Here is a 14,281-nt window from a genome sequence, read left to right on the forward strand (position 1 = left end):
ACGAGAGACAAGAGACTGGAGGAGGCCCTCCCGGGGGACCCCCTACGATGGGTTACCCGGCCCCCCCCCCCCCCCCCCCCTGCACCCCCCCCCCCCCCCCCCCCCCCCCCCCCCCCGACGCGCGGCTCCCGTACCGGAGCCCTCACCCCCGTACGCCCTCACCCGCCGATGCGCCCGCACCCGAACCGTGCGGACCCGCCGCGCCCCGGCGCGCCCAGGCATGGACCGCGCGCCGGTCCACGCCCCCTTGTCCCTGTCCCCGTACGTGCTGAGGAGCCATGGCGTGAACGTGCCCGAGTCCCCTGCCGGGACCCCCCTCCTGTGGGCCCTGTCCGCCGACGGCAAGGGCGCCCTCGCGGCGCAGGCGCGGCGGCTGCGCGACCATCTGCGCGCCCTGCCCGAGTGGCGCCCCGCCGACGTCGGGCTCGCCCTCGCGGGCGCACCGACCGCGCCGGGGCGACGGGCCGCGCTGGTGGCCGGAGACCGGGAGGCGTTCCTCGACGGCCTCGACGCGCTCGCCCACGGCCGCGGCACGCCCGGGCTCGCCGAAGGCCCCGGCGGGCCCGGCGGGGCCGTCGCCTTCGTCTTCCCCGGGCAGGGCTCCCAGTGGCCCGGCATGGCCGCCGGACTCCTCGACTCCACGCCCCGGTTCAAGGAGCGCGTCGACGCCTGCGCGCAGGCCCTGGAACCCTTCGTCGACTGGTCCCTCATGGACGTGCTGCGCGCCGCCGACGGCGCGCCGGGCCTGGAGCGCCCCGACGTCGTCCAGCCCGCCCTGTTCGCCGTCGGCGTCGCCCTCGCCGGGCTCTGGCGCGACCACGGCGTGGAGCCCGCCGCGGTCCTCGGCCACAGCTGCGGCGAGATCACCGCGGCCGCCGTCAGCGGCGCCCTCTCCCTGGACGACAGCGCCCGCGTCGTCGCCCTGTGGAGCCAGGCGCAGGCCACCTTGTCCGGGCGCGGCGAGATGGTGTCCGTCATGGCCGCCGCGGACGACGTGGCGGCCCATCTGGACGCGTTCGACGGGCGGTTGGGCATCGCCGCCGTCAACGGGCCGCGCTCCGTGATCGTGTCGGGCGACGCCGACGCCGCCGCGGAACTCGCCGAGCGGCTCACCGCCGCGGGCGTCCACGCGCGCCGCATCGCCGTCGGACTCGCCGCGCACTCCCCGCACATCGACGCCATCGCGCCCCGCCTGCACGCCGACCTGGCCCCCGTCCGGCCGCTGCCCGCCACCCTGCCGTACTACTCCGGCCTCACCGGCGACCTGCTCCCCGAACCGGCGCTCGACGCCTCCTACTGGGCCCGCAACCTGCGCGGCACGGTCCGCTTCCACGACGCCACCACGGCCCTGCTGCGGGACGGCCACGCCCTCCTCCTGGAGGTCAGCCCGCACCCGGTCCTCGTCACCGCCCTCCAGGCGACCGCCGCCGAACGCGGCGTCACCGCGCACGTCGGCGCGACCCTGCGCCGCGGCCACGGAGACCGCACACGCTTCCTCACCGCGCTCGGCGAGGCGTACGCGCACGGCGCCACCCCCGACCACGAGGCCGTCTTCGCGGGGCTCGACGCCCGCCCCGCCGACCTGCCCGCCGACCTGCGGCAAGGCGACGCCGACGCCGACACCGAGGACGCGGGGGCCGCCCTGCGCGACGAACTGGCCGAGCTCACCGCCCCGGGGCAGCGCGAGCGGCTGCTGCGCGTCGTGGTCCAGGAGGTCGCCGCGGTGCTCGGCGACACCCGGCCCGTCGACCCCGAGGCGACGTTCACCGGACTGGGCCTCGACTCCGTGACGGCCGTGGAGATCCGCAACCGCGTCGCCGGGGCCACCGGCGCCGCCACCCTGCCCGTGACGGCTGTCTTCGACCACCCGACGCCGAAGGCACTCGCCGAAGCGCTGCGCGGTGAACTCCTTGGCGACGACGGGCAGCGGGAGGCCGTGGAGGCATCGGCGGCTCCGGCGGCCGACGACCCCATCGCGATCGTCGCCATGGGCTGCCGCTACCCCGGCGGCGCCGACAGCCCCGAGCGCCTGTGGCGGCTCCTGGCCGACGGCACCGACGCCGTGACGCCGTTCCCCGACAACCGGGGCTGGAGCACCGAGGGCGCCTGCGCCCCCGACGACACCGGACCCGGGCGCCACTACCAGCGCGAGGCGGGCTTCCTCCACGAAGCCGACCGCTTCGACGCGGACTTCTTCGGCATCTCGCCCCGCGAGGCCCTCGTGATGGACCCGCAGCAGCGGCTCCTCCTGGAAACCTCCTGGGAGGCCCTGGAGCGTGCCGGGATCGACCCGGGCACCCTGCGCGGCAGCCGCACCGGTGTCTACATCGGCGCGATGACCATGGACTACGGGCCCCGCCTGCACGAGGCGAAGGACGGCAACGGCCACCTCCTCACCGGCAACACCGGCAGCGTCGCCTCCGGCCGCATCGCCTACGTCCTCGGCCTCGAAGGCGCCGCCGTCACCGTGGACACCGCCTGCTCCTCCTCGCTGGTGGCCCTGCACCTCGCGGTGCAGTCGCTGCGCCGCGGCGAGTGCGCCCTCGCGCTCGCGGGCGGCGCGACGGTGATGCCGACGCCGGGCATGTTCGTGGAGTTCAGCAGCCAGGGCGGCCTGGCCGCCGACGGCCGCTGCAAGGCCTTCTCCGCCTCGGCCGACGGGTTCGGCCTGGCCGAAGGCGTCGGCGTGCTGCTCCTGGAGCGCCTGTCGGACGCCCGCCGCAACGGCCATCCGGTGCTCGCGGTCGTACGCGGCTCCGCCGTCAACCAGGACGGCGCCAGCAACGGCCTGACCGCGCCCAGCGGGCCGAGCCAGCGGCGCGTGATCCGCGCGGCCCTCGCCGACGCGGGCCTGACGGCTCAGGACGTCGACGCCGTGGAGGCCCACGGCACGGGCACCCGGCTCGGGGACCCGATCGAAGCGCAGGCGCTCCTTGCCACGTACGGGCAACAGCGCCCCGACGGACGGCCGCTGCGGCTCGGATCCCTCAAGTCGAACATCGGCCACACCCAGGCCGCCGCCGGGGTCGGCGGCGTCATGAAGATGGTCCTGGCCCTGCGCCACGAGCTGCTGCCCCGCACCCTGCACCTCACCGAGCCCTCGCCGTACGTGAACTGGAGCACGGGCGACGTACACCTGCTCGCCGAACCGGCACCGTGGCCCACGGGGGACCGGCCGCGCCGGGCGGGAGTATCCGGTTTCGGGATCAGCGGGACGAACGCGCACGTGATCGTGGAGGAGGCTCCGGAGCCGGAAGCGCCGTCCGAGGTGCGTGAGGTGCTGGCTCCGGTGCCGTGGCTGTTGTCGGCGAAGTCGCCGGAGGCGTTGCGGGAGCAGGCGGCGCGGTTGCTTGAGGTCGGGGCCGGGGCCGCTGATGTGGGGTGGTCGCTGACGGTGACGCGGGCGCTGCACGAGCACCGGGCCGTGGTGGCCGGGAATGTGGAGCAACTCGGTGAGGGTGTGCGGGCGTTGGCGCTGGGTGAGGCGTCGCCGTGCGTGGTGGAGGGCCGGGTGTCGGTGTCCGGGGGGACGGTGTTCGTGTTCCCGGGGCAGGGCGCTCAGTGGGTGGGGATGGCACGTGACCTTATGGCGGAGTCGGCGGAGTTCGTCGCGTTCATGGGGGAGTGCGAGGCGGCTCTGGCCCCGTATGTGGAGTGGTCGCTGCTGGACGTGATCCGTGAGGGGCGCGGTCTGGAGCGGGTGGATGTGGTGCAGCCGGTGTTGTTCGCGGTGATGGTGTCGCTGGCGCGGTTGTGGCGGGTGTTTGGTGTGGTGCCGGACGCGGTGGTGGGGCATTCGCAGGGGGAGATCGCGGCTGCGGTGGTCGCGGGCGGTCTGTCGTTGGCGGATGGCGCGAAGGTGGTGGCGCTGCGCAGTCGGGCGATCGTGCGGCTGGCGGGTCATGGGGGGATGGTGTCGCTGGCGCTGCCCTTGGCTGATGTCGAGGAGCGGCTGGCCCCGTGGAGCGGCCGGTTGTCGGTGGCCGCGGTCAACGGGCCCTCGGCCGTGGTGGTGTCCGGTGACACCGACGCTCTGGATGAGCTGCGGGCCTCCTGTGAGGCGGATGGGGTGCGTGCACGGCGTATCGACGTCGACTACGCCTCGCACTCCGCCCATGTGGAGCGCGTCGAGAGCGAGTTACTGGCAGCCCTGGAGGGGATCGAGCCGTTACGCGGCGAGGTGCGGTTGCTGTCCACGGTGACGGGGGAGTGGCTCGACACCTCGGTCATGGACGCGGCGTACTGGTACGCGAACCTGCGCGGCACCGTCGGCTTCGCTCCCGCCGTGCGGGCGCTGGCCGAGGCGGGCTTCGGCGCGTACATCGAGGTCAGTCCGCACCCCGTCCTGGCCATGGCGGTCGAGGAGACCCTGGAGCACGCGGGCGCGAGTGGCGTCGTGCTGGGCACGTTGCGCCGCGATGAGGGCGGCCTGCAGCGGATGCTCCTGGCGCTCGGCCAGGCGCACGTCCACGGTGTGTCCGTCGACTGGTCGCCCGCTTTCGACGGCACCGGTGCCACGCGCGTCGACCTGCCCACCTACCCCTTCCAGCGCGAGCGGTTCTGGCTGGACACCGCGCGGGCCGCGGCCGACGGGGCGGGGGACGAGCTGTGGGAGGCGCTGGTGCGCGCGGAACCCGCGCGGCTCGCCCAGACGTTGCGGGTGACTCCGGAAGCCCTGGACGAGGTGCTGCCCGCGCTCACCACCTGGCGGGCCGAGCGGACGCGGGAGCGGCGTGTCGACTCCTGGCGGCACCGCGTGGGATGGCGGCCCCTCGACCTGCCGCCCGCGTCGGCACCCGGCGGGCACTGGCTCGCGGTGTGCCCCGAGGAGGAGACGGCCGCCGCCGACGTCGTGCGCGGGCTCGGCGCGATCGGCCTCGACGTCACCGTCGTCACGGCGGACGGGCCCGGACAGACACGGGGCGCGCTGGCCGCCGCGCTCACCTCGGCCGCCGGGGAACGGCCCGTCGCCGGAGTGCTCTCCCTGCTCGCGTACGAACGCCGCACCCACCCCGAACACGACGAGCTGCCCGGCGCTCTCGCGCTCACCCTCGCGCTCGTCCAGGCGCTCGGCGACGCCGGGATCGACGCGCCCCTGTGGTGCCTGACGCGGGGCGCCGCCGTGACCGGCGCGGGCGAGCGGCCCGGCCCCCTCGCACACGCCGCCGTCGCCGGGCTCGGCCGCTGCGCCGCGCTCGAACACCCCGACCGCTGGGGCGGCCTCGCCGACCTGCCCGACGCGCCGGACGAGCGGACCCTGCGACGGCTGTGCGCCGTCCTGACGGCCGCCGCCGAAGAGGACCAGGTCGCGGTGCGGCCCACCGGGGTCCTCGCGCGGCGGCTGCTGCCCGCTCCCGTGCGCGGCGGCCCGCCCGCGCTCGCCGCGGCGTTCGGACACGGCACCGTCCTCGTCACCGGCGGTACCGGGGGCGTCGGCGCGCACGTGGCGCGGTGGCTGGCCGGGTGTGGCGTCGGGCGGCTGCTGCTCGTCGGCCGCCGTGGGCCGCAGGCGCCCGGCGCCGACGCGCTGCGGGCCGAACTGGCAGCGGCCGGGGCCGCCGTGACCGTCGCGGCCTGCGACGTCGCCGACCCCCAGAGCGTCGCCGAGCTGCTGCGCACCCTGCCGCAGGACCAGCCGCTGACCGCCGTCGTGCACGCGGCGGGCGTCCTCGACGACGGCACGCTCGACGCCCTCACGCCCGCCCGGCTCGCTGTCTCCCTGCGGGCCAAGGTGACCGCCGCCCGCGTCCTGCACGAGGCCACCCTGGGCCAGGACCTCGCCGCGTTCGTCGTCTTCACCTCCGTCATGGGCGTCGTGGGCAACGCGGGCCAGGCCAACTACGCCGCCGCGAACGCCGCCCTGGAGGCCCTCGCCGCCGCCCGGCGCGCCGACGGGCTGCCCGGCACCGCCCTCGCCTGGGGCGCCTGGGCCGCCGGTGAGGGCATGCTCGACGACCGGGTCGCCGGGCGGCTGCGGGACCGCGGACTGCCCTCCATGGACCCCGCTGCCGCCGTCACCGCGATCGGGCGCGCCCTCGCCGAGGACGACGCGCTGGTGGTCGTCGCCGACGCCGACTGGCGCTGCCTCGCCGAAGCGGCGGGGCCGCGCACCGCGACCCTGCTCACCGAACTCACCGCCGTCGCCGCGGACACCGCAGGCGACACGGGCGGCGCCGACGCCAGGACCGGCGCGTCCCAGGGGGCGCTCCACGAGCAGCTGGCCGCCGTGCCCGCCGCCGACCGCGCCCGGTTCGTCACCGACCTCGTCCGCGCCCGGGCGGCGGCCGTCCTGCGGCACGCCACCGCCGACGCCGTCCACCCCGAACGGGCCTTCACAGACATGGGGTTCGACTCGCTGACCGCCGTCGAACTGCGCAACCGCCTGGCCGCCGCCACCGGCGTACGGCTGCCCGCCACCGTGCTCTTCGAACGCCCCACACCCGCGGCCCTCGCGGCACACCTGCTGAGTGAGATCGGCGAGCTCGGCGCGTCCGGGCAGCCCGGCGAAGCGCGCGCACCCCGCCCCGGCCCCACGCCGGACGCGTCACCGGCTCCGCCCGCCGCCCGCGACGACGAGCCCATCGCCGTCGTCGGCATGGGCTGCCGCTTCCCCGGCGGAGTGCGCCGCCCCGACGAGCTGTGGGAGCTGCTCGCCGAAGGCAGGGACGCGGTCACCGACTGGCCCGCGGACCGGGGCTGGGACGCCGCCGGACTCTACGACCCGGACCCGGACCGCACCGGCACCACCTACTGCACCCAGGGCGCGTTCGTCGCCGACGCCGCCGGGTTCGACGCCGAGTTCTTCGGGATCTCCCCGCGCGAGGCCCTCGCCATGGACCCCCAGCAGCGGCTCCTCCTGGAGACCGCGTGGGAGGCCGCGGAGCGCGCCGGGCAGGACCCGGCCGCGCTGCGCGGGCGCCGCGTCGGCGTGTTCGTCGGCACCAACGGCCAGGACTACATGCACCTCGCGGGCGCCGACCCCGAAGTGTCCGAAGGCCACCTCCTCACCGGCAACACGGCCAGCGTCATGTCCGGCCGCGTCGCCTACGTCCTCGGCCTCGAAGGCCCGGCCCTCACCGTCGACACGGCGTGCTCCTCGTCGCTCGTCGCCGTCCACCTCGCCACCGAGGCGCTGCGGCGCGGCGACTGCGAGCAGGCCTTCGCGGGCGGCGTCACCGTCATGAGCACCCCCCGCCTGTTCGTCGAGTTCAGCCGCCAGCGAGGCCTGGCCCCCGACGGGCGCTGCAAGGCGTTCGGCGCGGGCGCCGACGGCACCTCCTGGGGCGAGGGCGCCGGAGTGCTGCTCCTGGAGCGCCTGTCCGACGCCCGCCGCCACGGCCACCCGGTGCTCGCCGTGATCCGGGGCAGCGCCGTCAACCAGGACGGCGCCAGCAACGGCCTGACCGCTCCCAGCGGCCCCGCCCAACAGGCCGTCGTCCGCGCCGCCCTCGCCGCCGCCGGCCTGCGCCCCGACCAGGTGGACGCCGTGGAGGCGCACGGCACCGGCACCGTACTCGGCGACCCCATCGAGGCCCGCGCGCTCCAAGCCGTGCACGCCGGACGCCCGGCCGGACGGCCGCTGTGGCTCGGCTCCGTCAAGTCCAACATCGGGCACACCCAGGCCGCCGCCGGTGTCGCCGGACTCATGAAAATGGTGCTCGCCCTGCGCGCCGGAGAACTGCCCGGCACGCTCCACGCCGACGAGCCCAACCCGCACATCGACTGGTCCGAGGGCACCGTACGGCTGCTGACCGCGCCCACGCCCTGGCCGGACACGGGCGCGCCGCGCCGCGCCGGAGTCTCCTCGTTCGGCATCAGCGGCACCAACGCCCACGTCGTCCTGGAACAGGCACCGCCCGCCACGGACCCCGCCGAACCCGACACCGGCGCCCCCGTGCCGCCCCTGCTGCTGTCCGCCCACACCCCGGACGCCCTGCGCGCACAGGCCGCCCACGTCCGCGCGTACCTCACCGCCCGCACCCCCCGCGACCTCGCGGGCACCGCCCACGCCCTCGCCACCCGGCGCGCCGCGCTCGGCCACCGGGCCGCCGTCCTCGGCCAGGCGCCCGAGGCGGTGCTCGCCGCGCTCGACGCCCTCGCCGATGGCCGCTCCCACGGGCGGCTCGTGACCGGACACGCCGCCGCCCCCGGCCGGACGGCCTTCCTCTTCCCCGGGCAGGGCAGCCAGCGCGCGGGCGCGGGCGCGGGGCTCTACCAGGACGAACCGGTCTTCGCCGACGCGCTCGACGCCGTCCTCACCCACCTCGCCCCGCACCTCTCCCCGGACCTGCCGCTGCCGCTGCGCGACCTCATGTTCGCCGCCCCCGGCACCGCGGCGGCCGCGTACCTGGACCGCACCGGCTGCACCCAGCCCGCCCTCTTCGCCCTCCAAGTGGCCCTGTTCCGCCTCCTGGAACACCGAGGCGTACGGCCCGACGTGCTGCTCGGGCACTCCATCGGCGAACTCGCCGCCGCCCACGTCGCCGGGGTCCTCGACCTGCCGGACGCCTGCGCCCTGGTCGCCGCCCGCGGCCGCCTCATGGACGCACTGCCCGACGGCGGCGCCATGGCCGCCGTGGAAGCCGACGAACAAGAGGTACGGGCGCTGCTCGCGGACGCGGGCAGCACGGCGAACGGCGTCAGCGTCGCCGCCGTCAACGGACCGCGCGCCACCGTTCTGTCCGGCGACCGCGCCCCCGTCCTGCGCCTCGTCGAGGACTTCCGCGCGCGCGGGCGCCGCACCAAGGAACTCGCCGTCAGCCACGCCTTCCACTCGGCGCGCATGGACGGCATGCTCGACGCGTTCCGCGCCGTGGCGGCGGAGCTGACGTACGCGCCGCCGCGCCTGACCGTGATCTCGAACCTCACCGGCGCGCACGCAGGCGCCGACACGCTCAGTGACCCCGAGTACTGGGTGCGCCACGTGCGCGGCACCGTCCGCTTCCTCGACGGCGCCCGCGCCCTGCTCGCCGCGGCCACCACCAGCTGCCTCGAACTCGGCGCGGGCGGGGTCCTGTCCGGCCTCGTCGAAGGGTGCCGCGCCGACGGCGACGACTGCCGCGCCCTGCCGCTGCTGCGCGAGGGACGCACCGAGACCGAGTCGCTCACCGCCGCCCTCGCCGCCCTGCACGTACGCGGCGTGCCCGTCGACTGGACCACGGGCAGCCCCGCCCACCTGCCGCCGCCCGACCTGCCCACCTACCCCTTCCAGCACCGCAGGTACTGGCCCGCGCCCCGCCCAAGCCGCCCCGCCCCCGCGACGAACGCCTCCTGGACCTACCGCGTCACCTGGCGCGCCCTGCCCGACCCGGCGCCCGCCCGCCTCACCGGCACCTGGCTGCTCGTCGTGCCCGACACGGCCGACGCCGCGCCGCTCGCCGACGCCTGCCGGGGCGCACTCGCCGACCACGGCGCCGACGTGAGCGTCCTGGCCGTCGGCGACGGCGCCGACCGGGCCGGGCTCGCCGCACGCGTGCCGGGCGACGTCACCGGCGTCCTTTCCCTGCTCGCGACCGCCACCGGAACCGAGACGACGCTGCTGCTCGTCCAGGCCCTCGGCGACGCGGGCCGCGACGCCCCGCTGTGGTGTCTGACCACCGGCGCCGTCGCCGTCGACAGCCACGGCCCCGAACGCCCCGAGCAGGCCCAGGTGTGGGGGCTCGGCAGGGTCGCGGCGCTCGAACACCCGGGCCGCTGGGGCGGGTTGGCGGACCTGCCCCAGCGGCCGGACGGCACCGCCCTGCGCCGCCTGTGCGCCCTCCTGGCCGGGGCCGTGCCCGGCGACGCGGGCCGGGCCGAGGACCAAGTGGCGATCCGCGCCGACGGTCTGCACGGCCGCCGCCTGGTCAGGGACACCAGCGCCGCGGCGGCCGTGGGGGACGAGCCCGCGTGGAGCGTGCGCGGCACCGTCCTCGTCACCGGCGGCACCGGCGGCCTCGGCGCCCACGTGGCCCGCCGCCTGGCCCGGCAGGGCGCGGACCGCCTCGTCCTGACGAGCCGACAGGGACCGGACGCGCCCGGCGCCGCCGACCTCGCCCGGGAACTGGCCGCGGCGGGCACCCCCACCACCGTCACGGCCTGCGACATCGCCGACGGGAGCGCCCTCGCGGAACTCCTGGACCGCCTCGCGGCCGACGGCGCACCCGTGCGGGCCGTGTTCCACGCCGCCGGAGTCACCGCCGACCTCCCGATCACCGACTGCGCGCCCGAGCGGCTCGCCGCGGACACCGCCGCCAAGGTGCGCGGCACCGACCACCTGGACGCCCTGCTCGGCGCCGACGTGGACGCCTTCGTGCTGTTCTCGTCGGTCTCCGCCACCTGGGGCAGCGGCGGCCAGGCCACCTACGCGGCCGCCAACGCCCACCTCGACGCCGTCGCCGAGCGGCGGCGCGCCCAGGGCCGCGCCGCGACCTGCGTGGCCTGGGGGCCGTGGGCGGGCGCGGGCATGGCCCAGGGGGCGACCGGCGCGAACCTGCGCCGCCTCGGCCTCGTCCCGATGGCCCCCGAAGCGGCGCTCGACGTGCTGTGGCGGGCCCTGGAACACGGCGAAAGCGGCCTCGTCGTCGCGGACATGGACTGGGCGCGCTTCGCCCCGGCGTTCCGCTCCGGCCGCGACAGCGCGCTCCTGAGCGACCTGCCCGACGCGGCACCGGAACCGGCCCGGGACGCCGTGCCCGACGCCGCCGCCCGCTGGCGCGACCGGCTCGCCGCCCTGCCCGGCGCCGAACGGCGGCGCGCCCTCACCGACTTCGTACGCACCGAGGCGGCCGCCGTCCTCGGGCACGACTCGGCCACGGCGCTCGATGCCGGGCGGCCCTTCCACGACCTCGGCTTCGACTCGCTCACCGCCGTCGAACTGCGCAACCGCCTCGCCGCCGCGACCGGCCTCACCCTGCCCGCGAGCACCGTCTTCGACCACCCCACCGCCACCGCGCTCGGCACCCACCTGCACACCGAACTCACCGGCGCCCCGCCCGCGCCGGGCGCCGAGCCCGCCGCACCCACCGGCCCCGCCGCCGCTGTCGACGAGCCGCTGGCCATCGTCGGCATGGCCTGCCGCTTCCCCGGCGGCGTGAGCGGCCCCGACGACCTGTGGGACCTCGTCGCGGGCGAACGCGACGCCATCGGCGCCCTGCCCGCCGACCGGGGCTGGCCGCTCACCGACCTCTACGACCCCGACCCCGAACGCGAGGGCACCTTCTCCACCAGCGGCGGCGGATTCCTCGACGGCGCCGGAGACTTCGACGCCGAGTTCTTCGGGATCTCCCCGCGCGAAGCCCTCGCCATGGACCCCCAGCAGCGCCTCCTGTTGGAAACCTCCTGGGAGGCCCTGGAGCACGCGGGCATCGACCCCCGGTCGGTGCGCGGCAGCCAGGGCGGCGTCTACCTGGGCGTCGCCTCGCAGGGGTACGGCACCGGGCCCCGGGACCCGGCCGCCGACGTCGAGGGCCACCTGCTCAGCGGCACGGTCACCAGCGTCGCCTCCGGCCGCGTCGCCTACACCCTCGGCACCGAGGGCCCCGCCGTCACCGTCGAGACCGCCTGCTCGTCCTCGCTGGTCGCCCTGCACCTGGCCGGGCAGGCCCTGCGCGCCGGGGAGTGCTCCTTCGCGCTCGTCGGCGGCGCCGCCGTGATGGCGTCCCCCGACGTCTTCGTGGAGTTCAGCCGCCAGCGCGGCCTCTCGCCGGACGGCCGCTGCCGGTCCTTCGCGGACACCGCCGACGGCACCGGCTGGGGCGAGGGCGTCGGCGTCCTCGTCGTCGAACGCCTCACCGAGGCCCGCCGCCTCGGCCACCCGGTCCTCGCCGTCGTCCGCGGCACCGCCGTCAACCAGGACGGCGCCAGCAACGGCCTCACCGCCCCCAGCGGCCCCGCACAGGAGCGCGTGCTGCGCCGGGCGCTTGCCGCCGCCGGGCTCACCAGCGCGGACGTCGACCTCGTCGAGGCGCACGGCACCGGCACCACCCTCGGCGACCCCATCGAGGCGCAGGCCCTGCTCGCCGTCTACGGCCAGGACAGGACCGAGGGGCGGCCGCTGTGGCTCGGCTCGCTGAAGTCCAACATCGGCCACACCCAGGCCGCCGCGGGCGTCGCGGGCGTCATCAAGACCGTCATGGCGCTGCGCCACGGCCTGCTGCCACGCACCCTGCACGTCGAGGAGCCCTCCACCAACGTGGACTGGTCCAAGGGCGCGGTCCGCCTCCTGACCGAGGCCCGCCCCTGGGACGACACAGGGCGCCCGCGCCGCGCCGGGGTCTCCTCCTTCGGCATGAGCGGCACCAACGCCCACGCCCTGCTCGAACAGGCCCCGCACGACACGCCACCCCCGGCGCCCGAGCCCCCCGACACCGCCCCCCTCGCCACCGACGCCGTCACCCTGCCCCTGTCCGCCGCCACCGCGCCCGCCCTGCGCGCCCAGGCCCGCCGCCTGCGCGCCCACGCGGACACCGCCCCCGAACTGCCCCTCGCGGACCTCGCCCGCGCCCTCGCCACCACCCGCACCGCCTTCGGCCACCGCGCCACGGTGACCGGCCGCACCCGCGCCGACGTCCTCGACGCGCTCACCGCCCTGGCCGACGGCACCCCCGCACCCGGCCTCGCCACCGGCCGCGCGGGCGAGGCCAGGACCGTGTTCGTGTTCCCGGGGCAGGGGTCGCAGTGGCCGAGGATGGCGCGGGAGCTGCTGGAGTCGTCGCCGGTGTTCGCGGCGCGGGTGGCCCAGTGCGCTCAGGCGTTGTCGCCGTATACGGATTGGTCGTTGGTGGAGGTGTTGCGCTCGGGGGCGGACCTTGAGCGGGTGGATGTGGTGCAGCCGGTGTTGTTCGCGGTGATGGTGTCGTTGGCTGAGGTGTGGCGGTCGTACGGGGTGGAGCCCGCGGCGGTTGTGGGGCACTCGCAGGGGGAGATCGCCGCGGCGTGCGTGGCGGGAGCGCTGTCGCTGGAGGACGCCGCCAAGGTCGTCGCCCTGCGCAGCCGGGAACTCCTGCGTCTCGCGGGCCGCGGCGGCATGGTCTCCCTGGCCGCGCCCGAGGACCGCGTACGCGAACTCCTGCTGCCCTACGGCGAACGGATCGGCGTGGCCGCCGTCAACGGCCCCGAAGCCGTTGTCGTCGCGGGCGAGCCCGCCGCCCTCGACCAACTGCTCGCCGACTGCGCGCGCGACGACGTACGCGCGCGGCGGCTCCCCGTCGACTACGCCGCGCACTCCGCGCAAGTCGCCGACGTCGGCGAGACGCTGCGCACCGCGCTCGCCGGAGTGCGGGCCAGGCCCGCGGACGTACCGCTGTACTCCACCGTGACCGGCGACGTCGTCGACGGTACCGCGCTGGACGCCGGGTACTGGTACCGCAACCTGCGCGAGCCGGTCGAGTTCGCCCGCGCCACCGAACGGCTCGCCGCCACGGGGCACGACCTGTTCGTCGAGGTGAGCCCGCACCCGGTGCTCACCGCGGCCCTCACGGGCACCGCCGAGCGGGCCGGGCGGCCCGTCGCCGCCGTCGGCACCCTGCGCCGCGACGACGGCGGCACCGACCGCGTGCTCACCGCCCTCGCCGAGGCGTGGACGAGCGGCGCGCCCGTGCACTGGGCCGCCGTCCTGCCCCAGGGCGGCCCCCCGCCCGCCCTGCCCACCTACGCCTTCCAGCACGCGCGGTACTGGCTGCCCACACCGGGCCGCTCCGCCCTCACCGCCACAGCGGGAGCCACCGCGCCCGCGCCCGCTTCCGTGGACGAGGCCGAGGCCCCCGGCGCGGACCCGGCCGCCGAACTCGCGGCGCGGCTCGCCCCCTTGGCCGAGGCCGACCGGCGCCGGGCCGTCCTCGACCTGGTCGTCGCGCACGCCGCCGCCGTGCTCGGGCACTCCGGCAGCGCGGCCGTCGAACCCGGACAGCCCTTCGCCAACGCCGGGTTCGACTCCATGCTCGCCGTCACGTTCAGGAACCGGCTCAGCGAGGCGACCGGACTGCGCATCCCGCCCACGGCGGTGTTCGACCACCCCACGCCCGCCGCGCTCGCCACCCATCTGCACACGCGCATCACCGCGCCACCCGAACCGGAGCGGCCCGTCCTGGCCCAACTGGACCGCCTCGCCGACGCGCTCGCCGCCGCGGGCCCCGACACGCCCGGCGCCGACGAGGTCGGCGCCCGGCTGCGGGACCTGCTGCGCGCCTGGAACGGCCGTCTGCCCCAAGGCGACGCCGCGGACGGGGCGGACGGCACCGACACGGCCACCGCCACCGCCGACGAACTCTTCGCACTCCTCGACAACAACTACGGGGCCTGA

1 protein-coding gene is annotated in these 14,281 nt (G+C 77.1%); it reads left to right on the forward strand.

Annotated elements, in window-relative coordinates; all coding sequences use genetic code 11:
* Positions 1-283: 283 nt before the first annotated feature.
* Positions 284-14,281: a type I polyketide synthase gene (locus AC07A4_RS27270; protein ID WP_478603208.1), complete on the forward strand. Its 13,998-nt coding sequence runs from the start codon at positions 284-286 to the stop codon at positions 14,279-14,281.

This window comes from Streptomyces sp. NPDC043996, from assembly GCF_056435225.1.